This window comes from Finegoldia sp. P3-F-LR, from assembly GCF_052932165.1.
Genome location: NZ_JBRFJE010000023.1, coordinates 1 through 26,544, shown reverse-complemented (window position 1 = coordinate 26,544; position 26,544 = coordinate 1). Strand labels below are relative to the sequence as shown.

At 31.5% G+C, this 26,544-nt stretch carries 24 protein-coding genes; 21 read left to right on the top strand and 3 right to left on the bottom strand.

The genetic code is table 11. The features are described from left to right. The first annotated feature begins 64 nt into the window (after positions 1-64). Positions 65-1,470 (top strand): IS3 family transposase gene (locus ACU68U_RS08085; RefSeq protein WP_446763111.1). Its coding sequence is split into 2 segments (ribosomal slippage): positions 65-580 and positions 583-1,470, totalling 1,404 coding nucleotides; the frame shifts between segments, so codons are not numbered across the junction. 136 nt (positions 1,471-1,606) lie between these two features. Here the strand turns inward: ACU68U_RS08085 and ACU68U_RS08080 are convergent. Further along, positions 1,607-2,140, bottom strand: a complete 534-nt coding sequence (locus tag ACU68U_RS08080; RefSeq protein ID WP_446763110.1) for a 5-formyltetrahydrofolate cyclo-ligase — start codon at positions 2,138-2,140, stop codon at positions 1,607-1,609. A 99-nt stretch (positions 2,141-2,239) separates the two neighbouring features. Here ACU68U_RS08080 and ftsE point away from each other — a divergent pair, with 99 nt between their 5' ends. The 9 genes from ftsE (at position 2,240) to nrdG (ending at position 13,267) form a co-directional block, all read left to right on the top strand. Then, positions 2,240-2,923 carry a cell division ATP-binding protein FtsE gene (gene ftsE / locus ACU68U_RS08075; protein WP_002835102.1) on the top strand — a complete coding sequence of 228 codons (684 nt, stop codon included), beginning with the start codon at positions 2,240-2,242 and terminating at the stop codon, positions 2,921-2,923. Continuing rightward, positions 2,910-3,803, top strand: coding sequence for a permease-like cell division protein FtsX (gene ftsX, locus ACU68U_RS08070; RefSeq protein WP_278735450.1), 894 nt, complete (start codon positions 2,910-2,912; stop codon positions 3,801-3,803). Before ftsE ends, ftsX begins: the two co-directional genes overlap by 14 nt. A 10-nt stretch (positions 3,804-3,813) precedes the next feature. Continuing rightward, positions 3,814-5,037 carry a murein hydrolase activator EnvC family protein gene (locus ACU68U_RS08065; RefSeq protein ID WP_094208910.1) on the top strand — a complete coding sequence of 408 codons (1,224 nt, stop codon included), beginning with the start codon at positions 3,814-3,816 and terminating at the stop codon, positions 5,035-5,037. Between the two features lie 154 nt (positions 5,038-5,191). Further along, positions 5,192-6,646: a peptidase S41 gene (locus tag ACU68U_RS08060; protein WP_316094042.1), complete on the top strand. Its 1,455-nt coding sequence runs from the start codon at positions 5,192-5,194 to the stop codon at positions 6,644-6,646. Positions 6,647-6,669: 23 nt separating this feature from the next. After that, positions 6,670-8,121, top strand: coding sequence for a peptidase S41 (locus tag ACU68U_RS08055; protein ID WP_446763109.1), 1,452 nt, complete (start codon positions 6,670-6,672; stop codon positions 8,119-8,121). Positions 8,122-8,263: 142 nt separating this feature from the next. Beyond that, a complete protein-coding gene (locus ACU68U_RS08050) occupies positions 8,264-9,439 on the top strand; it encodes a S41 family peptidase (RefSeq protein WP_225560505.1) in 1,176 nt (391 codons plus the stop codon). 8 nt (positions 9,440-9,447) lie between these two features. After that, positions 9,448-10,407, top strand: a complete 960-nt coding sequence (locus ACU68U_RS08045; RefSeq protein ID WP_227904979.1) for a polysaccharide deacetylase family protein — start codon at positions 9,448-9,450, stop codon at positions 10,405-10,407. Positions 10,408-10,643: 236 nt separating this feature from the next. Further along, positions 10,644-12,767, top strand: coding sequence for an anaerobic ribonucleoside-triphosphate reductase (nrdD, locus tag ACU68U_RS08040; protein ID WP_316537115.1), 2,124 nt, complete (start codon positions 10,644-10,646; stop codon positions 12,765-12,767). Further along, positions 12,767-13,267 (top strand): anaerobic ribonucleoside-triphosphate reductase activating protein, encoded by a 501-nt coding sequence (gene nrdG, locus ACU68U_RS08035; RefSeq protein ID WP_316533070.1) that lies wholly within the window; start codon positions 12,767-12,769, stop codon positions 13,265-13,267. The genes nrdD and nrdG overlap by 1 nt, the downstream gene beginning before the upstream one ends. A gap of 48 nt (positions 13,268-13,315) precedes the next feature. On the opposite strand, the gene ACU68U_RS08030 is transcribed toward nrdG, so the two are convergent. Together ACU68U_RS08030 and ACU68U_RS08025 are read right to left on the bottom strand one after the other, a co-directional pair. Beyond that, positions 13,316-15,001 (bottom strand): hypothetical protein, encoded by a 1,686-nt coding sequence (locus tag ACU68U_RS08030; RefSeq protein WP_446763108.1) that lies wholly within the window; start codon positions 14,999-15,001, stop codon positions 13,316-13,318. Beyond that, entirely contained in the window at positions 15,001-15,909 is a 909-nt protein-coding gene (locus tag ACU68U_RS08025) for an AAA family ATPase (protein WP_094207417.1), read from the bottom strand. The genes ACU68U_RS08030 and ACU68U_RS08025 overlap by 1 nt, the downstream gene beginning before the upstream one ends. Positions 15,910-15,989: 80 nt before the next feature. Here ACU68U_RS08025 and ACU68U_RS08020 point away from each other — a divergent pair, with 80 nt between their 5' ends. The 11 genes from ACU68U_RS08020 (at position 15,990) to ACU68U_RS07970 (ending at position 26,398) form a co-directional block, all read left to right on the top strand. Further along, positions 15,990-16,802: a J domain-containing protein gene (locus ACU68U_RS08020; protein WP_446763107.1), complete on the top strand. Its 813-nt coding sequence runs from the start codon at positions 15,990-15,992 to the stop codon at positions 16,800-16,802. Between the two features lie 200 nt (positions 16,803-17,002). Next, a complete protein-coding gene (locus tag ACU68U_RS08015) occupies positions 17,003-17,713 on the top strand; it encodes a hypothetical protein (protein ID WP_316523693.1) in 711 nt (236 codons plus the stop codon). A 286-nt stretch (positions 17,714-17,999) separates the two neighbouring features. Further along, positions 18,000-18,308 carry a hypothetical protein gene (locus tag ACU68U_RS08010; protein WP_156849723.1) on the top strand — a complete coding sequence of 103 codons (309 nt, stop codon included), beginning with the start codon at positions 18,000-18,002 and terminating at the stop codon, positions 18,306-18,308. 2 nt (positions 18,309-18,310) lie between these two features. Continuing rightward, the gene (locus tag ACU68U_RS08005; RefSeq protein ID WP_446763106.1) at positions 18,311-19,327 is read left to right on the top strand and encodes a V-type ATPase subunit; all 1,017 of its coding nucleotides are present in this window, start codon (positions 18,311-18,313) and stop codon (positions 19,325-19,327) included. Positions 19,328-19,339: 12 nt separating this feature from the next. Further along, the gene (locus tag ACU68U_RS08000; RefSeq protein WP_446763105.1) at positions 19,340-21,271 is read left to right on the top strand and encodes a V-type ATP synthase subunit I; all 1,932 of its coding nucleotides are present in this window, start codon (positions 19,340-19,342) and stop codon (positions 21,269-21,271) included. Positions 21,272-21,284: 13 nt separating this feature from the next. Then, positions 21,285-21,704, top strand: a complete 420-nt coding sequence (locus tag ACU68U_RS07995) for an ATP synthase subunit C (protein ID WP_094207412.1) — start codon at positions 21,285-21,287, stop codon at positions 21,702-21,704. 2 nt (positions 21,705-21,706) lie between these two features. Then, the gene (locus ACU68U_RS07990; RefSeq protein WP_446763104.1) at positions 21,707-22,015 is read left to right on the top strand and encodes a V-type ATP synthase subunit F; all 309 of its coding nucleotides are present in this window, start codon (positions 21,707-21,709) and stop codon (positions 22,013-22,015) included. A gap of 8 nt (positions 22,016-22,023) precedes the next feature. Then, complete coding sequence (locus ACU68U_RS07985) at positions 22,024-22,632, top strand: V-type ATP synthase subunit E (RefSeq protein WP_446763103.1); 609 nt, start codon at positions 22,024-22,026, stop codon at positions 22,630-22,632. Then, the gene (locus ACU68U_RS07980) at positions 22,625-24,391 is read left to right on the top strand and encodes a V-type ATP synthase subunit A (protein WP_002837283.1); all 1,767 of its coding nucleotides are present in this window, start codon (positions 22,625-22,627) and stop codon (positions 24,389-24,391) included. Before ACU68U_RS07985 ends, ACU68U_RS07980 begins: the two co-directional genes overlap by 8 nt. An 8-nt stretch (positions 24,392-24,399) precedes the next feature. After that, a complete protein-coding gene (locus ACU68U_RS07975) occupies positions 24,400-25,776 on the top strand; it encodes a V-type ATP synthase subunit B (protein WP_094207410.1) in 1,377 nt (458 codons plus the stop codon). Between the two features lie 4 nt (positions 25,777-25,780). Further along, positions 25,781-26,398, top strand: coding sequence for a V-type ATP synthase subunit D (locus ACU68U_RS07970; RefSeq protein ID WP_094207409.1), 618 nt, complete (start codon positions 25,781-25,783; stop codon positions 26,396-26,398). The last annotated feature ends 146 nt before the right edge of the window (positions 26,399-26,544 follow it).

Here is a 26,544-nt window from a genome sequence, read left to right as displayed (position 1 = left end):
TAAATAGGAAGACTAGCTTCAAGGAGGATAGCTACGACCTCTATCTATACAATTATTATCCCATATGAAAGTGGGATTGAGAATAAAATGTAGTATTCATTACTACAACTATATTATACGAGGAGGATATAAATATTTAACTGCTAAATATGGGATCAGTGATCATTCAGTAGTTAGAAGATGGGTTAACTCATTTAAATCACAAGGATATGAAGGCTTAAAAATTTCTAGAAAAAATAATAGTTACTCTTTCGAATTTAAGAAAAATGTAGTAAAGTTGTACTTAACAGGAGAAATGTCCTATCAAGAACTTTCTAATCAATTTAAAATTAATAATCCCTCGATCATTGCTAGATGGGTAATTGATTTTAGAAATCAAGGACTTGATGGACTTAGACCTAAAAAGAGAGGAAGAACTTCAAGTATGACTAAATATAAAAATAAAGAACAAGTAAAGAAAGAATATTCTAAGGAAGAAATAGATGAAATTGCTGAACTTAAAGATAAGCTTTACTGGGCACAAATGGAAATAGATTTTCTAAAAAAAAAGATGGAATTAGAGGACGAGGAAGATCAGAAAATGAGAGAATGGCTAGAATAATTGACTCATTAAGAGAAAAATATCTATTAAAAGATTTGCTTAGCTATTTAAAATTCCCTAAGTCAACATACATGTATTGGAAAAAAAGATTTGACAGAAAAAATAAAGATGAAGCCTTTGAGAATCAAATCAAGAAAATAAGAAAAGATAATCCAAACTATGGATACAGAAGAATACATGCAATGCTTAGAAGAATTGGTCTTGTAATAAACAAGAAAAAAGTTCAAAGACTGATACAGAAGCTTAAACTTCAAGTAACAAACTTTTCACGTAAATCAAGAAAATATTGCTCATACAAAGGAACAGTGGGTAAAGTAGCACAAAATAGGATAAAAAGAAGGTTTAACACTTCTGTAGTACATCAAAAAATCACAACAGATACAAGTGAATTCAAATACTATGAAACAGATAAGTCTGGCAATATGCAAGTAAAAAAACTTTACTTAAATCCTTTCTTGGATATGTTTAATGGAGAAATCATTAGCTATTCAATAACAACTTCACCATCATTAGAGGCAATAATAACGCCTCTTGAAGAAGCGATAGAAAAGACTTCAGACTGCAAATATAAAAGAATCTTTCATTCGGATCAAGGCTGGGCGTATCAATTAAAACAATATACTAATAGGTTAGAAAGTGATGGAATTTTACAGAGTATGTCAAGAAAAGGAAATTGCTTAGATAATTCCCCTATGGAAAATTTCTTTGGAATATTAAAACAAGAAATTTACTATGGTAGAACGTTTAAATCATTTAACGAACTAAAAAAGGCAATAAAAGAATATATAAAATATTACAATGAAGATAGAATAAAAGAAAAACTAGGATATTTAAGTCCTGTTGAATATAGGAAATTGAATGCAGCTTAACTGCGATTTCCCCTAGGGGAAATATGAGGACAAAAAAACCAGAGACAAATATTTCTAAATGTCTCTGGTATAAAGTCCAACTTTTTGGGGTCACCTTATTGAAATTCAATTTTGTGGTCTTTTTGCTTGTGGATATTTATTTTTGAATTATTAATTTGTCAACTGGTCTGTCAAACTCTTCTGGATTTAAATCATCAACTAATTGGAAATCGTACACTATTGATACTTTATACGAATCTTCTCCGATTTTGTCGATGAATCTGTCGTAGAATCCTCCGCCGTAGCCGATTCTGTATTTGTTTTTGTCAAAGCATAGTCCAGGTACTAGCATGAAATCAAATTTAACGTCTGATTCAACTGGGTTTTTAGGTTCTAAGATTCCGTAAGCTCCAGGAGCCAAATCGTCCATGCTTTTGATTTCTACAGCAATCATGTGTCCTTTTGATTTTACATAGGGAACGTACACTTTTTTTCCTTGTTCCAACAAATCTTTTATGAGTTGGTGAGTGTTAAACTCAGATCCAAAGCTTACATACACAAAAAAGTTTTCGGAATTTTTGAATTCTTCTAAGTTTTCCAATTCTTTTAAGAGTTCATCGTCGACTTTTTGTTTATCAGAGATGGAGTCTCTTTGTTTTAACATTTGTTTTCTAATTTCTTTTTTGTTCATTTTCATCACCTAAAATATATATACCCTAAAAAGATTTAAATATCCAGTTGTTTAAAAATTTAAAAAGACTGTGATATAATTAGGTTTATGAGGTGAAAAATGTTAGAATTCGTTCATGTCGATAAGACATATAAAAATAAAGTGTGCGCACTAAACGATTGCAATTTTAAAATTGAGCAAGGTGAATTTGTTTTTTTGATTGGGCCAAGCGGTGCGGGCAAATCAACTATTACGAAACTTATACTTAAAGAAATAAATCCAGATAGGGGTAAGATTTACCTTTACGGTGAAGACATAACCAGATTAAAAGCACGAAAGGTTCCTAAATTAAGACAAAGTATAGGAATGGTGTTCCAAGATTTTAAATTATTGGAAAATAAGACTGTGTACCAAAACATAAAATACGTTATGCAAATTTTGGGGAAGAGTTCTTCAGAGATAAAATCTACGATTGATACTGTGCTTGATTTGGTAAATTTGAAAGACAAAAAGAATGCATATCCTCACGAATTATCCGGCGGGGAAATGCAAAGAGTGTGCATTGCACGTTCAATGGTTAATAAACCAAAACTACTTATTGCAGACGAACCTACGGGGAATTTGGACCCTGTGACTAGCATGGACATAGCCAATGCTTTGGTTAGAATTAATGAACGTGGCACGACTGTTTTGATGATAACTCACGAGAAAGATATTGTGAATAAGTTACAAAAAAGAGTGATTCAATTGGACAAAGGAATTATTGTTAGAGATGAAGAAGGTGGAATGTATGAGAAGAATTAGAGTTATGATATCCACTTTGAAGGAAGGATTTGTAGGTATTTGGAAAAACAGATCGATGGGACTTGCATCTTTGACGACGATTTCTCTGGCGCTTTTGATTTTGGGATCTGTAATTATATCTATGTTGACGATGAATCAAGCTGTAAAAGACATCGAAGGAAAAGTTAATCTTGTCAATGTGTACTTGGAAAATGGAATACAAGAGGACAAGACGAAAAAGATTGAGCAGTTTATCAAACAAAAAGATGGAATTAAGGATTTGAAGTATGTTTCCAACAAACAAGCTATGGAGAATTTCTCCAAATCTTTGGATGATAAAACTTTGATAGAAGGAATGGAATCAGCTTTTCCTGCATCATTTGAAGTTACACTGAAGGATGTAAACGATGCTGAACGATACGTCAGAGAATTTCAAAAAATAGATGGCGTTGAAAAGGTAAGTTTTTACAAGGATTTAATTGCGAAAATTTCAAATGCATCTAGAATTGTAAAATACGCTGGATCAATCGTAGTTGCAATATTAGTGATGATTTCGATAATAAATATTTCAAATACGATTAGATTAACTGTGTATGCCAGAAGAAAAGAAATTGCCATTAAGAAAAATATTGGTGCATCGAATTTGGTAATATCTGCACCGCTTGTTGTTGAGGGAATATTTTTCGGAATAATTGGCGCTGTGGTTGCGTTTTTGGCTTGTTATTACCTATACAGATATGGATATTTGAGGTATAATAAGACTGTGTATGGATTGATATCAACATATTTGGTTCCACCAGTGATGATTAGGTGGGATTTATTGAAGATTTTTATCAGTCTAGGTATCGGAATTGGAGCATTCGGTTCCGTATTAAGTAGCAAAAAATATCTCAAAATATAAGGAAGGAATTATGAAGAAGAAAATTGTCGCATTAGCCTTGTGCATGATGCTTATGACTAATGCAGTGTATGCAGACAAATTAACCGAATTAAATAACGAAAAAAAAGCAAAAACTTCGGATTTAAACGAATCTAAATCCAACCTAAATAAATTAAAAGATGACAAGAACGATGAGTTGGAAAAGTTGAAGAATATTAATTTAAAATTAACTCAAACTCAGTCAGAACTTGCTATTCAACAACAAGAATTGGCGAAAATTAATAAATCAATAGATGACACTAAAAAAGAAATCGAAAATTACAAATCTAGTATCAGCCAAAAAACAAAAGAATTTCAAAAAAGATTAAAAGGAATGTACATATCAAAAGACGGTGCAAAAGTCGATGTGCTTTTCGGATCTGGAAATTTGAACGATTTATTGAACAACGTAAGTTTGATGAATTACATTGCTAGGTTTGACAAAAATCTATTGAATGATTTAAAACACGAAAAAATTTCATTAGATTACAAAGAAGATGAACTAAAATCCAAAATGCAAACAATGGAAATTGTAAAAAAGAATTTGGAATTAAAAGTTGTAGCATTAAATGATACTTTGGCTGAACAACAAAAGTTAATCGACGATATTTCTAAAAATGTAACCATGACTGAATCAGAAATATCTTCATTAATAAAAGAGCTTGAAAAAATTGACGGCAAAATCGACCAAGAAAAAAAGGCTATTCTACAAGCAAAATTACTTGCCGCACAAAGAGCTCAAGCTGAAAAAAGAAGACGTGAAATGGCGCAAAGAAACAAGGCAATCAATACTAATATTTCAGCACCAGTCATCAATAACGACGGAGCATACTTACAATGGCCGGTACCATCATCTCACAGAATGACTTCTTTTTATGGATGGAGAAGCGATCCATTCGGAAGAGGATCGGGATTCCACACGGGATTAGACATTTCAGCACCAATGGGAACAAATGTCATATCTGCAGAAGATGGAGTTGTAGTTCATGTTGGATGGAGCGGTGGCTACGGAAATCTTGTGAAAGTTCAACATGATAATGGAGCATTGACATATTATGGACACTTGAGTGGATTTAATTGTAGCGTAGGTCAACGAGTAAAACGTGGACAATTAATCGCATATATAGGATCAACTGGATATTCAACAGGACCTCATCTTCATTTCGAAGTTAGATTCAATGGTCAACACACTGATCCTCTTAACTATTTAAGATAATTATGAAACTAAGTTAGCAATAACTTAGTTTTTTTAATGCAATAAAATACCTGACAATATTGAAAAAATATATAACCAAATGTTTGACAATTAAGTGTTTTATTTGTAAGATGGAATTGTAGAAAACGATTGACAATATTTAAGAGGAAATAAAATGAAAAAAACAAAGAGAAGTCAAAAAATAATTTTATTCTTACTAACGTGCATTCTTGCATTAAATACACAAACACGAGGATTTGCAAAGAATGAATTGGATAATGAAATTCTTACAATACCAATAGAACTTAATTTAAATTTAGAAGAGCACAATCTTGATGATTTAAGAGTTAAACAATTGGGAAAAATTGAATTAAACAGAGTACTTACGAAATCTGAGTATGAAAAAGATATGAAAAATTTTATAAATTATTATTTGGAATGGCAAGCTTATTTAGGAAATTCTACAAGAGAAGAATTAGAAAAACTTGGTGAAGAGCTATTGAAAACATCGGACAATAAAACGGTTTCTGATTTAAACTTAGATTTTGCAAAATTAATTGCAAACACTAATGATGGACATACTTCAGCTATGTATGGAATAGGCAAAAGCTGTATGCCAATTAAGATTAGAATTATAAATGGAGATTATTACATAATTAATACAACACCTGAATACGAAGATTTATTATACTCTAAGATAATAAAATTTGCCGATATTGATACCAAGGACATAACAGAAAGATTATACAAATACACTTCAGCAGAAAATAAATATTTCAAAAATACGATAATAAAAGATTTTTATTTATATTATGGAGATGCACTAGAAAAAGAAAATATAATTAAAAATGGAGAAGTAAAATTACAAATAGAAACTGATGGCAAAAAGCTTAATAAAAAAATCAAAATGATAGATTTGCCAGATTTTAAAATAAACAAATATAGTTATGAAAATACGGATTTTTCTCAAATCTTATATGATATGACAGATATCACAAAAAATAAATTCACAAAAAATGACAAGATGAGATACATGAAAATGAAACCATTTTATTATTATATTAATGATACTAACTTAATCATACAATACAACAATTGTTATAATACTGATAAAGATAACATCTTGGAAAATATGATAGAAAAAATGGATAAAGATGTTTCACAAAATAATGTAGAAAAAATAATTGTAGATGTCAGATACAATACAGGTGGTTGGCCAACACATGCAAAAGAACTTGAATTGGCACTGAAAAGATATCAACTATTGAATCCTAAATTGGAAATAAAATTATTAACTGGATCAGAAAATTACTCTGCTGGATCCTTTTTCGTAGACGGAGTTAAGAGAAATCTTGATAATCTTCAGATAATTGGGGAAAATACTGGAGGACCTTCTGGTTGGACGACAGAATCGTCAAGTATTATGTATTTAGGAAATAGTAAATTATTTGTCAAAAAATCAAGTGGAGTCAGAAGATACGATTATACATTAGAAGACACAGTACACTGTTCCAATCTTAATAAAAGAGATGGATCAACGTGGTATCCAGATATGTTTATCGAAAATCAAATCCAAGATTATGCTATTGGTAATGACAGGGTTATGAATTATGCATTGAGAAAACAATAAATTTAAATATAGTGGGGAGATTTATGAAAAAAATTAAAACAATAACTTTAGTATCTTTGTTGATAATAAGTCTGTTATTAACAAATACAAACAGTTTTGCAGATAGTGAATTAGATGATGTTGAAGTATTAACAATAGATGTAAATTCTATGTTTCAAGATGAAAATGTAGACTACAGTAAGCTTAAGACGACTGTTGTACAAAATATAGATTTTAATAAGACTTTAACTGATAAGGAATATAATACAGATTTATCTAATTTTCTTCATTATTTTAATCAATCTCAGTCTTATCTTGGGTATTCAACAGAAGATGAAATGAAAAAAGAATTAAATAAAATTATCCAAAACAAAACAGGCAGAACAGTTTCAGATTTGAAGTTTGATATGGATAAAATTATCGCTATGACCAATGATGGTCATGCTCTTGGCATGATTAATGTGGGTAGTGCTTATTTACCGATAAAAATGAAAATTATTGATGACGATATTTACATAATCAATACGACAGAAAAGTACAAGAATTTACTGTATAGTAAAATTATTAGCATCAATGGAGAGTCTGCAAAAAGTTTGCTTGATAAGTTTTATAAATATGTTTCAGGAGAGAATGAATATTTTAAGAAAGCTAAACTTGAATCATATTACTTGAGTTATATTGACATATATAATAAAGAAAATATAAGTAAGAATAACATGTTATCACTAGAACTAGAAAATGATGGCAAGATTCAAAATATCGATATAGAAGCTATAAAAATGGAACCTACTAAAATCTTTAAGCAATATTTTGAAGGCACAGACTCCAAAAGATTTCTTTACGATTTAAATAATAAAATAGATAAAAATTTTGTTCAAAATAATAAGGAAAGATTTACCGATGATGAAGCATTTTATTGTTACGAAAGAGAAGGAAGCCTCATTGTAAAATATAATCAGGCAGCTGATAAAAGTGATGAGATTAGTTTAAAAAATCTAGAAAAAAATATGGATAGTATTATCAAGAAAAATAATACGAACAAGATCATCTTAGATCTTAGATACAATAATGGAGGAGAAACGACACATTTTAGAGAGCTATCTAGAAAACTACAAACATATCAAATATCAAATCCACAACTTGAATTCAGAGTTTTGACAGATTACAATTCTTATTCAGCAGCGACATTTTTAATTGATGATATTAAGAAGAGGTTAAATAATGTTACTATAGTGGGTAATTTTACAGGAGGACCATCTGGTTGGACAACATCTGCATATGGTTCTATGTTGTATTTTGGAAATAGTCACCTATTTACTTCATCTGCATCAAGTTATTTATTTAGATTTGACTATAACTATAATGACATAATGCACTGTTCCAATCTTAATAAAAAAGATGGCTTGACGTGGTATCCCGATATGTTTATTGAAAATCAAATCCAAGATTACGCTATTGGCAATGACAGGGTTATGAATTATGCTATTAGCAATTAAATAATGTAATTAATATCTTCTTTTATTGATTAAAAGAGGATATTTTTTTATTAAAAGCACAATAATCTTAGACAAATTGTAACTCAATTTTAATACAAAAAATCGTTAATCTGTTATACTATATATTAGTTAGAGGTGATTTATGAAAACATTTAAAAAAGTTTTTATTGGATTGGGACTTTGCTTATTGGTGTATCTTAGTTTTTCAGTAGGAAATGCTACGGGAAAAAGAACTGCGATTGCCAATGAAAATGGTATTCCATTAGCGAAGATCAATAAAATTGAAAACTTGATTGACCAATATTATCTTTTTGATATAGACAAGAACAAGCAACAAGAAGGAGCTGTTGAAGGCTATGTAAAAGCTTTGGGAGATCCTTATTCTGAGTTTTTGACTAAGGAAGAGATGGATAGTTTGAATCAACAAACTGAGGGAGAATATGCAGGTGTTGGAATTGTGGTTACTCCTTCTGAAACTGGTGCTATAACTGTTGTTAGTGCTATCAAAGGTAGTCCAGCTTTTGAAAAAGGCATCAAAAAAGATGATATTATACTTAAAATTAACGGCAAGGATTACAATGCATCACAAATGAATGATGCAGTGAAGGTTATGAAAGGTAAGCCTAATACAGATGTTAAGCTTACTATTGCCAGAATGGAGAACAAAACTAGTAAGATTTTCGATGTAAATATCACACGTCGTATGATTAGTCTTACTACTGTTAATTCTCAAAAAATTGGAGACATAGGATATATCAATATAACTCAATTTGATAGGAAAACTGACAAGGAGTTTATCGAACAATACGAAAATTTGAAAAAGCAAAATGTGAAATCAATTGTTTTGGATTTGCGTAACAACCCTGGTGGTTTATTGGATTCTACGGTTAAAATAGCAGATTATCTTCTTCCACAAGGAGTAATAGTTAAGACTGTAGATAAGAATAAAAAAGAAGATGTCCAAAAGAGTGATTCTTCGGAACAAAATCTACCAATGGTAGTTCTTGTGAATGGTTCAAGTGCTTCTGCATCTGAAATTTTGACAGGGGCTTTGAAGGATTACAAGAAAGCTACGATTGTCGGAGAGAAAACTTTCGGAAAAGGTATCGTTCAAACGATTATTCCTATGGATAAAGGCGAAGGGTTGAAGCTTACTATTAGTGAGTATTTTTCACCAAATGGCAACAAAATTCACAAGCAAGGTGTTAAACCAGATGTTGAAATTAAATTAGATGAAAAAGCTAAGGGTATCGGAGTTGAGTTTATGAAAGAAGATAATCAACTTCAAAAAGCTTTAGAGATTTTAAATAAAAAATAGGAGATATTATGAGAGAAGAAAGAGAAGCGAGAAGAAAACGCAAGAGAAGAAAAAAAATCATCAATTCAATAGTTCTTTTGGTTTTTGTGTTGGCTGTAGGAAGTTTTGTTGCAGTAAAAGTAGCCAACAGCGAACAAAGTCTTAATCCAAAAGTAGCTGAGAATTCTTCTAAGAAATCGAACAAAAAAAACGCTGAGAAAAAAGAAGAGCCAAAACCAGATCCGAATAAATTAATGAAGGGTTCAAATCATATTTTAAAAGCAGATTCGTATGCTTATGATGCCAAAACAATTAGTCAATTTATTAGACCAACAAAATCTGAGGGCTATGTTAAAAACACTGACAACAAAAAAATCTGTTTCTTGACTTTTGATGATGGTCCAAATCACAGCATAACTCCACAAGTTTTGGATGTATTAAAGAAAGAAAATGTTCCTGCTACATTTTTTGTAGTTGGTAAACATGTTTCACAAGATACAAAAGATATTTTGGAACGCCAATTAAATGAAGGTCATGCAATTGCTCTTCACTCTTTTGAACACGATTATTCAAAATTATATCCAGGAAGAGTTGCAAACGCTGATAGAATTAAAAAGGAAGCAGAAATGGCACAAAAAGCATTGCAAGATGTGCTTGGTCCAGATTTTAAAACGAGTGTGTGGAGATATCCGGGCGGACACATGAGTTGGCAACAATTAAAGCCAGGTGATGATGCGTTAGAATCTTTGGGAATTCACTGGATAGATTGGAACAGTTTAGTTGGAGATGCTGAACCAAAAAGCAGAAGACCGACGACTGTGGAAGGCATGGTTGAATTTGCAAATACTTCATTAACTTATCAAGCTGAACAAGATTTAGTTGTAGTTTTGTGTCACGATGCACCAGGAAAACAACTAACTGTTGATTCACTTTCAGCAATTATTAAAAATTTTAAAGATAAGGGATATGAATTTGGAATTTTAAAATAATTTTAAAATTATAAATATTAGCTTAAATTTGCCACAATTAAATTATTATGCAGAGCACCTTTTTGATAAGGTGCTTTTTTAATGTTTTAAATCCTACTAACTATATATAGTATGAATAAAAATCAAAAACCCACATATTGATACTATCTGTAGTATTTGATATAATAAAGCAGTAATAAAAATCAAGTAAAAAAGATTTTAATCATATAAAAAAGGAAAGAGAAGAGGGATTGCAAATGCTAACTGTAGAAAAAAGAGACGGACGACAAGTTGAATTTGATGCTAAAAAAATTGTCGTTGCGATAGAAAAAGCTATGAATAGTAGTACAGGAATTTACGAGGAAAATTTGGCTGAAAAAATCGCCAAAGAAATTGAAGGATATGCCAAAACGATTGGAAAAGTTTTGAGTATTACCGATATCGAAGACCAAGTGTATTATAAATTAATTCAGTACAACAATCCCGCTACGGCAAGAGCATACGAAAACTATAAAGCCGTACAAAAATATAAAAGGGAAACTAACACGACTGATGAAAGTATAATCGGTTTATTGGAAGAAAGTAACAAGGATTTGTTAGAAGAAAACTCCAACAAAAATGCAGTGATAGCTTCTACTCAAAGAGATTTAATAGCTGGTGAAGTTAGTAAGGATATTGCTAGAAGAAAGCTTATTCCTCAAGATTTGCTTCAAGCTCACGATGAAGGAGCAATTCACCTTCACGATATGGATTACATAATTCAACCAATGTTTAACTGTTGCCTTGTAAATATGAAAGATATGCTTGATAAGGGAACAGTTGTAAACGGCAAATTAATCGAATCGCCAAAATCATTCCAAGTTGCTTGTAATGTAATGACTCAAATAATCGCACAAATAGCAAGTAATCAATACGGTGGTCAAAGTATCGATATTAGATGTTTGTCAAAGTATTTGAGAAAATCTTACGAAAAGAATTTGAATTTGTGTATTGAAACTCTTGGAGACATCGACATGGCTGAAAAAATGGCAGATAAGATGACTCAAAAAGACTTGGAATCAGGAATTCAAACAATCCAATATCAAATCAATACATTGATGACTTCCAATGGACAAGCTCCATTTGTGACTTTGTTTATGTTTATTGAAGATCACGATGAATACAAGGAAGAAACTGCAAAGATAATAGAAGAAATTTTGAAGCAAAGAATTCAAGGAATTAAAAATGAAGCAGGAGTGTATGTTACACCCGCATTCCCTAAGTTAATTTACGTTTTGGACGAAAATAACATTCACAAGGACAGCGAATTTTATCATTTGACTTCACTTGCAATTCGTTGCACAGCTAAGAGAATGTATCCTGATTACATTTCGGCTAAGAAAATGAGAGAAAACTACGAAGGAAATGTGTTCAGTCCAATGGGATGCAGAGCGTTCTTGTCTCCATGGAAAGATGAACATGGAAATTATCAATTTGAAGGTAGATTTAATATCGGAGTTGTTACGATTAATTTACCACAAATCGGAATTTTGGCAGATGGCGATGAAGACAAATTCTTCGAAATATTAGACAAAAGATTAGAAATGTGTAAGCGTGCAGGAGTGTTGCGTTACGATTTACTAAAAGATGTAACTAGCGATTCTTCTCCAATTCATTGGCAACACGGAGCTATCGCGAGACTTAAACCACACACACCAATCAAAGATTTGTTGATAGGTGGATATGCGACTGTGACTTTGGGTTACATTGGAATTTACGAAGCAACGCTACTAACAATTGGTGAAAGCCACACAACTCCAAAAGGCAAAGAATTTGCAATGAAAATAATGGATATCATGAATGAAAAAATAAAACAATGGAAAAAGGAAACTAATCTAGGATTTGCATTGTATGGAACTCCAGCAGAAAGTCTAACCCACAGATTTAATAGTATAGACAGGGAAAGATTCGGAGTAATCGAAAACATCACAGATAAAGGTTACTACACAAATTCATTCCACGTTGATGTAAGAGAAGAAATATCTGCTTTTGAAAAGTTCTCATTTGAATCGAAATTCCAAGATAAATCATCAGGTGGATGTATTTCTTATGTAGAAATTCCAAACATGAGCAAGAATTTGAAAGCTTTGGAGACTCTTGTCAAATACATTTACGATAATATTCAATACGCAGAATTCAACACAAAAAGCGACTATTGTCAAAACTGTGGTTTCGATGGAGAAATTACAATCAACGAAGATGGTGATTGGCAATGCCCACAATGTGGAAACAAAGACCATGCTACGATGAATGTTGTTAGAAGAACTTGTGGATATCTTGGAGAAAACTTCTGGAACGAAGGAAGAACAAAAGAAATCAAAGATAGGGTATTACACATTTAATGAATTACGCACAAATCAGACAATACGATGTGGCAAACGGCCCTGGAATTAGATGCACGTTTTTTGTAACAGGATGCAGCCTCAATTGCAAGAATTGTTTTAACAAAGAATATCAAGATCCCAATTTTGGAGAAAAATGGACAGATACGCAAACACATCAAGTAATAGATTATTTGAACCAAGAAGAAATTGATGGACTCACAATTTTAGGTGGAGAACCATTCGAATCATGCGATGATTTGATAGAAATTGTGGGAAAAATCAGAGAAAATACGAACAAAAGTATCTGGATTTTTTCGGGATACACTTACGAAACACTTTCTCAAAAACAAAACTGCAAAAAACTATTGGACATGTGCGATGTACTTGTTGATGGAAGATTCGTAGAAGAATTAAAAGATTTACGATTGAAGTTTCGTGGATCTTCAAATCAAAGATTGATTGATTTGAACAAAACCACAATGGATGACATCATATTAGTTGATGAAAATAAATTATAAATAAACCGTTAGAATCAGTTGGTTCTAACGGTTTCGTTTTGAAATTAATTACATATTAGATATTATATTTTTGATAAATGAGCCGACGGTTTTGCTAAACATTTCAGGAGATTTAATGTAGCAGAAATCATTAGTGAAGATTTCCTTCTCAAAAGTCAAATCGTCTTGTGATCCAGTGAACACACCTAGTAATTTTATTTTTTGCATTCTAGTCAAGAATACTTCTTTTGCGCTGTCTTTTACTGCTAATTCTCCGACATAATCTTCCGCTTTAAATCTGCTTTTGCCGACAAAATTAAGATTTACGATATTGTTGGGCTTACCATCTGTCAACAATATCAAAAGTTTGGACTCCATTTGTTCTGTCATAATATTTCTCATGAATTTCAGTGCCAATCCGTCTCTGTTGGAGCCTTCTGGATGATAATGAAAAATATTTTTGCAGTTTTGTTCATCGTAGTCTTTGAATTTTGTAATTATCAAATAATCGTACATATTTTGAAAACCAAGTACACGAACTTTTATGGACAAATCACTTAATGCTTTCGCTATAACATAAGCTTGTGCTGCTATAATTTCCTTCTTCTCACTTTGACTCGCAGACATATCCAACAATAAATCAACTGACATTGGACTGTTTTCGTTTTTGTAGATTTTGTTAAAAATTTTATTGTCGTTTAGTTTGGTGTGACGCCATGCTCTTTTGATATCGATAGTTCCGAACGTCGACCTTCTAACATCATCATCTTCATTTTTGAGAAGAGCAAGTTTAAGCATTTCACTTAAAACATTGACTTGACGATTGTATATTAGGATATTCTTCTCAAAATGTTTAACATTCTCATTGTAAGATTCTACCAAAAAATTCGTTCTGTAGTTTTCGATTCTAGTAGAATTGGCATTCACTATGTGAAAATTTATATCAGAATGAATATCGGTAGACAGTTTATTTTTCAAAGAATTCAAAATAGATTGATCAACGATACTTTTTCCGTACAATCTTTCGATATTTTGATGAACATCCTTAGTACGGGAAGTTTTTTGAGTGGAAGAGTCGCTGTCGACATCCTCATCTTCCAATAATTTGTACAAATCTTCAGTAAATTCTTGTGATCCAATGGAATATTTTTCAAGTTGAGATACATTTTCTTGTTTTGTTATAATTTTCTGATTAGTTTTCTGGATAACTGGTTTGACTTCTTTTTTTATCTTTTCGAAATTATCATTATTGCTAATATCTTTATATGAGTAGAAATATTTATTTATAATCTCAATCAAAAGATTTATAAGAGACAAACTATCATTGCACTTTGTTTTAGTCAACATCAAGATTTCTCTGATGGATTTTGTAGTTGTCCAGGGCTTATCAGTGTAATGATATTTTTCTAATTCTTCAGAAATGTTTCTAGGATTGGACCTATAATACTTGTCAGAATAGTATAATTTCTGTAACCTGTCAAAATCCTCAAGCCCATTTCTTTCATTTAACATTTTATCTTTTAGATTGTTGTTTAAAATTATCATCAAAATCGTAAAAATATCCGTTTTGTTTGACACATTATCAATTATTTTCATAACGGAATTCATATCGTAAAATCTGTGAGCAAATCCAAAAAGCGCAGTCTGAAAAATCTCAGAATAGATATTATCTTTTGTAATAAAATCTAAATTAGGGTTAATGTTGTAATCGTCACTCAACAACCAAAATAGATTTTTGGACCTTGAATCTTCCATTATTCAAATATCTCTTCCGGTTTTAAATCGTCCTTAAATATGGTATCGATAATATCTTGCACGATTGTTTTTTCAAATTCATCAAATGTTTTATTGACAATTCCAAGCTTTAAGCTTGATTTAACGCTCAAACCTCTTTTCATAGCGTGGATTGAAGATAACAAACCACGCAAGTCGATACATCTTCCAGAAATTTCAGAATTCAAACTTTTTTCTTGTAAATCCATGAAAAATCTCACGAACATTTTTTGAGCGGTGTCTGTCAATGAAAATTCTTCTGAAAGAATCTTGTTCAAAGTTTTTTCGTCTGTTTTTGGCATATCTATTACAAAAAATCTGGACAACAACGCTTCATTGATTTCACGCGTACCAGCGTATCCGTAATTCATTGTAGCTAAGAATCTTGTTTTATCGTGAATATCTACTTTTTCAAAACCAGGTATATCTATAATTCGACGATAATCCAAGACGGAGTGCATAATCGCTACAGAATCGTTCTTCGCCATATTAATCTCATCAAACACACAGAAACCTCCGTTCAATGAAGATTCCAACACTGGACCTGCTCTGAAAATAACTTCATCGTTTTTTAAAGTATCCATACCAATCAAACTTTCAGAATCCGTGTTTACATGAAAAGAAATATTCCATTGTGGTCTTTGGAAAATATATGCCAAATTATCACACAATATATTCTTGCCGGTAGCTTTAGGACCAACCAATAGCAAATTATTCGCTTCCAAAATGCTTGTTATAGCCATCTCCAAAACTTCTTTTCCATAGTAGTTAAATCGTGGTTTAGGAATTCTGGATTTGAATTTGTCATCTACATCATTGTCCTTCAAAAAGTTTTCTACATCTTTTATTAAATTTTTATTTATATTTTGTGATTCAAGTAAATTATTCATATTACCTCTTTCATAAATTATCTAATTTGTGACATTAGTATGATATAATAAATTAAAAGAAATTGGAAGTAGGTGAATAAATGAAGAAGGCATGGGGAGGTTTCGTAAAAGGATTTGCGAAATTTTTGGATGGATTTTTCGGATTTTTAATAGCATTTATAGAAACATTGGTGAATTTAACTGTGGGATTTAGGTATGTACTAGGATCCATATTATCCTTCGGTTGTATATTTATATTGTTTTTTCCTTATATATTTTTCAAATACAAATGGATTACATTTACGGTTTTGTTCATAACGATATTTCCTATCTTGGGTAAAGGATTCGTCAATTATCTAAAATATGTAAAATATTCTATGGTTGAATTCCTACTGGGATACGGGGATTATTATCTCAATAATTCACAAACAAAATACACCTCTTATTCTGATTACAAGAAAAAATACATCTTCAACAAACAAGAAGAAGAAAGAAAAGCGCGTGAAGAACGACAAAGACGTGAACAAGAAGAATGGACTAGAAGATTTAACGAATGGTTCAATCAAAACGGATTTGGCTTCGATGATTTCGGGTATTACCAACAGCAAGGTCAATACGGTGGATACAACCAAGGTTATGGTCAACAAGGATATGGATATCAAAATCAATACCAAAATCCAGTGGATGATTTTGTAAGAACTTACGAACAACATTGCGACACGTTGGGAGTTGGATACAACGCAGACAAGTACGAAATCAAATTGAACTACAGAAAACTTGCCAAGAAATATCACCCTGATATAAACAAGGCAGCTGATGCAAATGCTAAGTTCCAAGAAGTTAACAACGCTTACGACTTTTTGTCCAATGAACAAAACATAGAAAGATACAATAGAATCAAAAACAAAAAATAGTTTATCGCTGGGAGAATATCTCCCAGTTTTTTATTGGGGAAACTTAAAAAAAGCCTTGACAAATTACGAGAAATGGTATAAATTAAAACAAATACAACATAAATAATATAATCAATAATGAAGTTTAAGAAAAAACAAAATGCTCAACATTGTTATATAATTTAACAATGAAAATGAAAAAATGAAAGGAAATTAATAAAATGAAAAATTATAATGGTAGAAGAAAATCAACAAAAAAATTAACTATTGTTTTATGTATGATGGTTTTTGCAATTGTGTTTAGTTCAACAGTTTATGGGGTTAAATTAGTTAATGAACAATCCAAAGTTAATGAATTAGAATTACCAGAATTAGATTCTATGAAGATAACAAAACAAATAAAAAATATAGAAGAAAGTATTAAACCACAATCTATTTCTAGAATGAATTACAAACAAATACAAGAAGAATTGGGAGTTTCCCTTTTAAATAGTGAACTTTCAAAAGACGATAAGTATATGATTACAGATGTTGAAACTGATAATAAAGATTATGCGATAATCAAGTGTGATAATTATATTATTGGAGACACTTCAAATTATTCTTATAATGAAGAAGATGGATTTTATAGTTTTGATGAAGGAAAATTGTACAAATCTCCAATATCAATACAAGCAGATATAGTTTTAAGTGAAACTCAGCTGAATAATTTATGGACTACTGATTATTTGGGAATGTACAAATTCACTGAGCAGTTCGTTTCAGAACAAGGGTATAAAGTTAATTTAATTGAAGAAACAATTGATGGAAATCAACCACAAGATTTTGTATCTAAAAAGACAGCTATTTTCGTAGCGGATGGAATTAGATATACATTGACAGGTAGAACAACAGTTGAAAATATGAAACAAATAGTAAATTCAATGAAATAAAGTATTTGGGTGCTGCACAATAAAACGTGCAGCATTTTTTATTGAAAAAATTTTAAAATTTGAATCACAAAAAGCAAAACTTTGTCTGAATTTTTAAAAAATTATTTTTCATTTTAAAAAATGTAAATTAAAAATATCAAAGTTACAACAATCAAAAAAATATAATAAAAATGTTTTCATTTATACATATAACAATTTTTATAAAAAATTCAACAATATATCTAAAATCAATTTAGATTTAAAAAATTATATGGGTTATAATAGGTAGATGTGAGGAAGTGAGTTTATGAAAGATGTAATCAATAAAATAATTGAGATTGATAAAAAAGCACAGGATTTGGATGAATCTTTTCAAAATGATCTTGTGACTGAACAAAAAAAACAAAAAGAAGCTATAAGAGAGCTTGAAGACAAATATCAATCAGAATCTGTAACTAAACTTAATTCTGTCCATGAAGATATTATTAATAGCCAAAACAATAATATCGAAAATCAAAAGAAGAGTATTGAAGAAAAGAAAAATCACTTGAAGGAAATCTTCGATAAGAACGAGGATAGATTGGTGGATAAATTCTTCAATATTATTACGGAGTAATTATGGGATCTGCAAGATTATATAGTGCGCTTAATACTAAGATTTCTAAGATTAGCTCAGAGCTTTTGTCTGATGAAGATTTTAAGAAATTATTAGAAGCTGATACTAATAAGGATCAATATGGTTATCTTTTGAAATTGGGAAAGATTGAGGGTGAATACGCAAACGAGGGCGTGAGTCAGTTTGAAAATAGTCTTAATGATAAGATGATTAGAACTGAAGAAAAGTTGAAGTATTATATGAATGGCAGATACAAGGATTTTTATAATTCTTTGTTGGAGTATTATGTCGTTGAAGATATTAAAACTTTGGCGCGTGTTATCGTTAGAAGGGAATACACCGATAGGTTGAATGATAATCTTATAGTTCTCAAGGATACAAAATTTTCTCGAATTTCTTCGTCGACTACGATTCAAGATTTTGTGGATATGTTAGATGAGCCATACAAATCTATTGTCGATAGGTACAAGGAAGAAAATCGTCACAGAATTTTGTTTTTTATTGAGATGAACTTGGATAGAAATTATTATTCAAACATTATCAAGATGAGTCAAGGTTTATCGAAACAAGATTCTAAGATTGTCCAAGATTATTATGGTGAAAAAATCGACTTATTGAATTTGGAATGGATTTATAGAGCTAACAAATATTATGAAATCAATAGCGAGATTATTTTCAACTTTACGATTTTGGGCGGTAAATTGTTCCAATTGGACGATTTGAAGAAGATTTCGTATATGGATTTTGATGAGTTAATGAAGTTTATTTCCGAAAGCAAGTATTCGTTCTTGGTTAATACCGACAATGATATTGATTTGTATATGGATAGGAGAGTTTACAGATATCTTTATTTCAAGGCTATGGATTTGCTACATACTAATAAGTACAATATTTCGAAACTTATTGCGATTGGCGAATTACTTGAATTTGAAAAGTTTGATATTGAAAAAAGTGTGGAATCTAAGAGATTTAATTTGGATTTTGAAAAGTCCAAGTCTTATCTGATTAGAAGAGTTTAAGGAAGTGGTAAATTGAGAGCAGAAAAAATGTACATGATGAATGTAGTTGGAAATCTGAAGTATCTTGAATCCACTATAAAAGATTTGTTGGATATTGGCAGTGTCGAACTTACTGATAGTTTGAGCCAAATCGAAAACAATACTTTTATCGTTAATATCAATAGTGAAAATATCGAAAAAACTATGGAGTTTAATAATGTTACTGGTTTTGAAAACAGGGATATTAAGGAATTGAATTCTATTGCTGATAATTTGAAGGATATTTTCAAGATTGATTTGAAAGATGAGAGATTAAAAAGAGAGTACAACGAAGATGAAATCAAAGACTTCTACGGTTCTATTAAATCTATGGTGGACAAGATCTACCATTGTGAAAACCAAATTGATGAAAATAAAAAAGAATTGGAAGATTTGTATTTGATAGAAGATTTGGATGTATCTATTGAAAGCTTGTGTGATTTGAAGTATTTCGATTATCGCTTTGGCTATTTGTCTAAGGAAAATAGATTAAAGTTGAAGAAAAACTACGATAATATCATGGCAAGTGTACTTCATTTGGCAAGTAAGAACAAAAAGGAAGTTTATGTAGCGATTTATCCTAAAGATGTGTCCATTGAAACAGACAGAATTTTGAGATCGTTGAATTGGACTGATATCAATATTAATAAAAATAGAAAAGAGGTTCCAAAAGAAATAATTTCCAAAATTGAATTGGAAAATGAAAACTTGGGAGCTGAAATCTCAGAATTAAATCAAAGCTTAAATGAGATTTACAGAGATAACAAAAGCAAAATCATTGATATGGTGATTTCTGCTAATTTGTTGATTCAATTAGAAGATGTGAAGAGTTTACTTGGAAGAAGTGAAAACTACTTTTACTTGGCAGGATGGGTCCCTGAATCAGCTAAGAGTGTTGTTCAAGAAAAATTATCAGCATACGATGATATGTTCATTAATTTCTTGGATGCAGATGACAGTGGACTAACTCCTCCAACTAAGCTCAAAAACAACAAATTTTTTAAGCCGTTTGAGCTTTTAGTTAATATGTATGGCACTCCAAATTACAAGGAAATCGACCCAACTGTATTTTTCGGGTTGACTTATATGTTGTTGTTCGGTGCTATGTTTGGGGATTTGGGACAAGGCGCTGTGATGTTTGTAGCAGGTGTCTTATTAGCGAAATTCAAAGATAAGATGATGGGCGGACTTCTTGAAAGAATTGGTGCAAGTTCCATGGTGTTTGGAGTTCTTTACGGTTCTTTCTTTGGACTAGAAGGAATTATTCCGGCATTGTTTTTGAAGCCATTTGAAAATATCAACAAAGTTTTGATTATAGCTATTGGACTTGGTGTCGTACTTTTACTGATAGCTTACATCTTGGGATTATGCAACAATTATATTTTCAAAGATGTGCAAGAAGGACTTTTCGGACAAGAAGGTTTGGCAGGATTTTTGCTATTCTTGTTATTCTTATTATTAGCTGCAACAGTTGCATTAGAATTGCACATTGTTTCTGTTGGAGTGATTGCGGCGTGTATGTTGATTGTGATTTTTGTCATGATTTTCAAAGTTCCATTGACACAGCTTTTGTACAAGAGAAGACCTCTTCACAATGGTTTGGATGTTACAGGTTATTATGTTGAAAGTTCATTTTCGATTATTGAAACTTTGATTTCGATGTTTTCTTCAACTGTATCATTCATAAGAGTAGGGGCATTTGCTATCAACCACGTTGGTTTATTCTTGGCATTTACATCTATTGGTAAAATGATCGGAACTAATGCAGGTAACATAGCTATGATAATCGTAGGAAATATCGTGATTTTGGGTCTTGAAGGTTTGATTGTGTTCATTCAATCATTGAGACTTGAATATTATGAATTATTTAGTAAATATTTTAAGGGTGATGGAATTTTGTTCCAACCAACTATAAAGAGAATTTAAAGGAGATAAATTTATGTATTTTATTTTAATTTCAACAGCAATAATAGTTTTATTGACTATAGGTTCAGGTGTTTATTTGTTATACAACAACACTGATTCATCAAAAACAAAATTAAAGAAAGCATTAAGAACTAATCTTTTTGCTATAATTCCATGTCTTGTAATGGCATTTGTATTCTTAATGCCTAACTCTGCATTTGCAGAATCTGCTGCTGGTGCAACTAATGGTCTTGGACTTTTGGCAGCTGCTTTGTCAACAGGTCTTGCAACAATTGGTACTGGTTATGCAGTAGGTGTTGTAGGCTCATCAGCATTGGGAGCTGTTAGTGAAGATCCATCATTATTAGGTAAATCATTAATTTATGTAGGATTAGCAGAAGGTATTGCAATTTACGGATTGGTTATTTCAATTCTTATTTTGCAACAATTATAATTATGAAATCCGTAATTATAAGTGCGGATAATGTTACAAATCTTGGTATGCGCCTTGCTGGAATCACTGGTTTAGTTGCGAAAAACGAAGCTGAAATGAAGAGAGCTTTTAAGGCTGCAACTATTGATGATACTTTGGGCGTTGTCATTATCACTGAAGAAGTGTTCAATACTATAAAAGATGAAGTGACAAAACACAAAGACAAGGGTAAGAAGCAGTTAGTTGTAACAATACCCGGAAGAAAAGGACTTGAAGACAAAGATTTCTTAATGAAATACATTAAGGGGTCTATAGGAATTAAGGTAGATTAGAGGTAGAAATGATTTTATTAGAAAAGAAATTAGATATTTTTAACAAAATAATCTATGCAAATAAGAAAAAAGATTATGAAAAGAAACTTCTTGAAGTAAAAAACTCTAATCAAAATGAGCTAAAAAACTACGAACAAAAATTAATTGATGAATACAATTTAAATTTGAAAAAAAGAACCAGAAAAGCTGAACAAAAATCTATCGAAAAATTGAGAACTGCTGAACAAGAAAGCAGAAGAGAGCTTTTGGTTTTAAAAGAAAATGTATTGCAAAAATTGTTTGATAATGTTACTAAAAAAATATTGGATTTTGTGAAGACTAATGAGTACAAGGAAAAATTAATCAAGAATATTGAAGAAAACTTGGCTGATTTGGATTACAAGGTAGTGTTGTTGGTTTTACAAAACGATTATGATTATGTAACTGAGAATTTCAGTTCAGAAAAAGTCGAAGAAATCAAATCCATTGCGAACAATTACTTGGGTGGATTTATGATTCAAGATGTAGAAGAAACAGTGAATTTTGATTACACTTATTTGTCAAAAATGCAAGATTGCAAACATGCAATGGGTGAAGATATTCATAATCTAATGACTGGTGGTGATATCAATGAATAATGGTAAGATTTTTTCTATTAATGGTCCTGTAATAAAAGGAAGAAATATGACCGATTTCACAGCGAAAGAAATGGTGTTAATCGGTGAAAAGAAATTAATCGGAGAAGTTATCAGCCTTGAAGATGATATCGCAGTTATCCAAGTTTACGAAGAAACTGAAGGATTGAAAAAAGACGATGAAATTTATCACACTAATAAACCACTTTCATTAAAATTAGGACCTGGTTTATTGAAAAATATGTTTGATGGAATAGAAAGACCATTAAAAGAAATAAGAGATAAATTTTCAACTTTCATTCCAGAAGGTATCGGACTTATTTCCATCGACGAAGAAAAATTATGGGATGTCACTATAAAAGTTAAAAATGGTGATACAGTTACTCAAGGACAAATAATAGCAGAAGTTCCAGAAACAGAAGCTATCGTTCACAAAATTATGATTCCAGTTGGAGTTAATGGTACTGTAAAAAATGTTCTTGAAAATGGCAAATACAATATTGAGACTACTATTATGCAAGTGGAAGATGATTTTGGAAACTTAACAGATATAAAATTGTACCAAGACTGGCCAATCAGAATTCCAAGACCTTCCAAAGAAAGACTAGATGTCGATCGCTTATTGGAAACTGGTCAAAGAATTTTGGATGTGTTCTTCCCACTTGCAAAAGGTGGTACTGTAGCAATTCCTGGTGGATTTGGTACAGGAAAGACAATGACACAACACCAATTGGCAAAATACGCCGATGCAGATATTATTATTTACATTGGTTGTGGTGAACGTGGTAACGAAATGACAGAAGTATTGGAAGATTTTCCAAAACTTATCGACCCTAATAACGGGAAACCACTTATGGAACGAACTGTATTGATAGCCAATACTTCCAACATGCCAGTAGCAGCCAGAGAAGCAAGTATCTACACTGGAATTACAATGGCAGAATATTTCAGAGATATGGGATATGATGTAGCAATTATGGCAGATTCGACTTCTCGTTGGGCAGAAGCTCTTCGTGAAATTTCAGGAAGACTTGAAGAAATGCCTGCAGAAGAAGGATATCCTGCATATCTTCCATCTAGAATTGCACAGTTCTACGAAAGAGCGGGAATTGTGAAAACTTTGAACGACAACGAAGGATCAGTTACAATTATCGGAGCTGTTTCACCAGCTGGTGGGGATTTCAGTGAACCAGTTACAGAAAACACTAAGAGATTCGTAAATGTATTCTTGGGTTTGGATAAGGACTTGGCATATTCGAGACACTATCCAGCTATTAACTGGATGAGTAGTTATTCTTCTTATGTAGAAAAATTAAGAGATTATTACGAATCCAAACTTGGTGAAGATGTTGTAGATTTGAGAAATCAAATGCTTAAATTGTTATATGAAGAAGACAAATTAAAAGAAATAGTAATGCTTGTCGGTGAAGATGTTCTTCCAGACGATCAAAGATTGATTTTGGACATTTCAAATGTAATGAAGCTAGGATTTTTGCAACAAAATGCTTTTAGTAAGGTGGATACTTATGTTCCTCTTAAGAAACAAGTTGAAATGCTTAAAACTATAAAATTACTATACGAAGAAGGACACAAGGCAATCAAAGAACAAATTCCTATTTCTCAAGTAAAAAATGCAGATTTGTATTCAAAAGTTATCGCCATGAAGAACACAATTTCTAACGAAGATTTAAGTGGAATAAAAGATTTGAATGACGAAATCAAAGAGTTTTACAGCGATTTGATTAGCAAATACGAAAAGTAGGTGATTTTATGATAAAAGAATACATTAAACTAAAAAAAGTTGAAAGTTCAATTATAGAAGTTGAAAATGTAAATGAAGCATCTTTTGGGGAAGTTGTCGAAGTAAAATCATCTGCATCAGATAAATCAATGGTCGGTAAAGTTGTAAATATTAACGATGATACTGTTACTATCCAAGTTTTTGGTGACAGTACAGGAATGAGTACACAAAATACTAAAGTTAGATTTTCACAAAGGCCATTTGAAATAGCTTTGTCAGAAGATATTTTGGGAAGAAAATTCAACGGAATTGGTCAACCAATAGATGATGGAGGAGATATTTACGCAGCAAAACGCTACAACGTAAATGGACGTGCCATCAACCCGGTTTCCAGAGTTTATCCTAGGGATTTTATCCAAACAGGAATTAGTTCGATAGATTGTTTGATGACTTTGATTAGAGGACAAAAACTTCCAGTATTTTCTGGATCTGGAATGAGTCACAATAGATTGGCTGCACAAATCGTTCGTCAAGCCAAAATCAAAGGCGCAAACGAAGATAACTTCGCTATTGTATTTGGAGCGATTGGTGTAAAACACGACGAAGCAAGATTTTTCGAAGATACTTTCAGACAATCTGGTGTATTGAATAATGTGTGTATGTTTGTAAATTACGCTGATGATTCAATAATGGAAAGAATTATTACTCCAAGAGCGGCACTAACTGCAGCGGAATACTTGGCTTTCGAAAAAAATTATCACGTATTGGTTATCATTACTGATTTGACAAGTTACGCAGAAGCTCTTCGTGAAGTTTCATCAAAAAGAGAAGAAGTTCCTTCCAGAAAGGGCTATCCAGGATATTTGTATTCTGATTTAGCGTCATTGTACGAAAGAGCAGGTATGATTAAAGATGCAGAAGGCTCTGTAACTTTGATTCCGATTTTGACGATGCCTAATGACGATATCACTCATCCTATTCCGGACTTAACAGGATATATTACTGAAGGACAAATTGTTTTGGAAAGAAGTTTGATGCAAAAAGACATATATCCACCAATCAATGTTCTTCCATCATTATCGAGACTTATGAAAGATGGTATTGGTGAAGGATACACAAGAGAAGATCATCCGGATGTAAGTAGCCAATTATTTTCAAGTTATTCTCACGTTCAAGAAGTCAGAGATTTGGCACAAATTATCGGAGCAGATGATTTGAGTGAAGCCGATCAAAAATATTTGAAATTTGGAGACGAATTTGAAAACAGATTTGTAAAACAAGATTATTATGAAAACAGAGAAATAGAAGAAACACTAGATCTTGCGTGGGATTTATTGAAGATATTACCAGAAAACGAATTGGACAGATTATCACCAGAAATGATAAAACAACATATGAATAGGTGATTATATGGCAGTTTATAAGATGACTCCTACAAAGGGGAATTTAATAAAAGCTAAAAAGACATTAGATTTTTCCAAAAAAGGTTACAATCTTTTGGATAAAAAAAGAACTGTCCTCATCAAAGAAATGATGGGACTAATGAAAAAAGCACAAACTCTTCAAGATTCCATTGAAAAAGAATTCGATGAAGCTTACGAGCTTTTGACAGAAGCATCCATAACAGTTGGAACTGATAGACTTGAAGAAATTTCCCATTCGATTAGTCACGAAAAAGAATTCGATATAATTTATAAGTCAGTAATGGGAGTTGAAGTTCCAAACATTGTATATCCAAAATCAAAAGCCGAAGCACAATATGGTTTTTTCAGAACTAATGCTTCGTTTGATAGGGCTGTTCTAGCATTCAACAAAATTAGAGAGACTATCTACGAATTAGCTGAAATGGAAAATGCAGTGTATAAATTGGGTAAAGAGATTAAAAAAACTCAAAAACGTGCCAATGCGTTGGATAAAATACAAATTCCAAAATACGAACAATCCATCAAAGATACTGAAGATATATTAGCTGAAAAAGAAAGAGAAGAATTCTTCAGATTGAAGATGGTCAAAAAGAAAAAGAAATAAATATCGGTTGGGCAGATGATGATATGTACCCTCTTTACTGGACAAACCAGTAAGGAGGGTATTTTTATGAAATATAGTTATGAATTTAAAAAAGAATGCGTACAGTTGTACAGAGAAGGAAGATGGGCGGATACACCTGAAGGAGT

Excerpts from the sequence above, each read along its gene's own strand:
- ACU68U_RS08015 (WP_316523693.1), top strand. The coding sequence starts at position 17,003 with ATGAAAAATTATAATGGTAGAAGAAAATCAACAAAAAAATTAACTATT.
- ACU68U_RS08065 (WP_094208910.1), top strand. The coding sequence starts at position 3,814 with ATGAAGAAGAAAATTGTCGCATTAGCCTTGTGCATGATGCTTATGACT.
- ACU68U_RS08005 (WP_446763106.1), top strand. The coding sequence starts at position 18,311 with ATGGGATCTGCAAGATTATATAGTGCGCTTAATACTAAGATTTCTAAG.
- ACU68U_RS08055 (WP_446763109.1), top strand. The coding sequence starts at position 6,670 with ATGAAAAAAATTAAAACAATAACTTTAGTATCTTTGTTGATAATAAGT.
- ftsE (WP_002835102.1), top strand. The coding sequence starts at position 2,240 with ATGTTAGAATTCGTTCATGTCGATAAGACATATAAAAATAAAGTGTGC.
- ACU68U_RS08010 (WP_156849723.1), top strand. The coding sequence starts at position 18,000 with ATGAAAGATGTAATCAATAAAATAATTGAGATTGATAAAAAAGCACAG.
- ACU68U_RS07970 (WP_094207409.1), top strand. The coding sequence starts at position 25,781 with ATGGCAGTTTATAAGATGACTCCTACAAAGGGGAATTTAATAAAAGCT.
- ACU68U_RS08060 (WP_316094042.1), top strand. The coding sequence starts at position 5,192 with ATGAAAAAAACAAAGAGAAGTCAAAAAATAATTTTATTCTTACTAACG.
- ACU68U_RS07975 (WP_094207410.1), top strand. The coding sequence starts at position 24,400 with ATGATAAAAGAATACATTAAACTAAAAAAAGTTGAAAGTTCAATTATA.
- nrdG (WP_316533070.1), top strand. The coding sequence starts at position 12,767 with ATGAATTACGCACAAATCAGACAATACGATGTGGCAAACGGCCCTGGA.
- ACU68U_RS07985 (WP_446763103.1), top strand. The coding sequence starts at position 22,024 with ATGATTTTATTAGAAAAGAAATTAGATATTTTTAACAAAATAATCTAT.
- ACU68U_RS08025 (WP_094207417.1), bottom strand. The coding sequence starts at position 15,909 with ATGAATAATTTACTTGAATCACAAAATATAAATAAAAATTTAATAAAA.
- ftsX (WP_278735450.1), top strand. The coding sequence starts at position 2,910 with ATGAGAAGAATTAGAGTTATGATATCCACTTTGAAGGAAGGATTTGTA.
- ACU68U_RS08020 (WP_446763107.1), top strand. The coding sequence starts at position 15,990 with ATGAAGAAGGCATGGGGAGGTTTCGTAAAAGGATTTGCGAAATTTTTG.
- ACU68U_RS08030 (WP_446763108.1), bottom strand. The coding sequence starts at position 15,001 with ATGGAAGATTCAAGGTCCAAAAATCTATTTTGGTTGTTGAGTGACGAT.
- nrdD (WP_316537115.1), top strand. The coding sequence starts at position 10,644 with ATGCTAACTGTAGAAAAAAGAGACGGACGACAAGTTGAATTTGATGCT.
- ACU68U_RS08080 (WP_446763110.1), bottom strand. The coding sequence starts at position 2,140 with ATGAACAAAAAAGAAATTAGAAAACAAATGTTAAAACAAAGAGACTCC.
- ACU68U_RS08045 (WP_227904979.1), top strand. The coding sequence starts at position 9,448 with ATGAGAGAAGAAAGAGAAGCGAGAAGAAAACGCAAGAGAAGAAAAAAA.
- ACU68U_RS07980 (WP_002837283.1), top strand. The coding sequence starts at position 22,625 with ATGAATAATGGTAAGATTTTTTCTATTAATGGTCCTGTAATAAAAGGA.
- ACU68U_RS08050 (WP_225560505.1), top strand. The coding sequence starts at position 8,264 with ATGAAAACATTTAAAAAAGTTTTTATTGGATTGGGACTTTGCTTATTG.
- ACU68U_RS07990 (WP_446763104.1), top strand. The coding sequence starts at position 21,707 with ATGAAATCCGTAATTATAAGTGCGGATAATGTTACAAATCTTGGTATG.
- ACU68U_RS07995 (WP_094207412.1), top strand. The coding sequence starts at position 21,285 with ATGTATTTTATTTTAATTTCAACAGCAATAATAGTTTTATTGACTATA.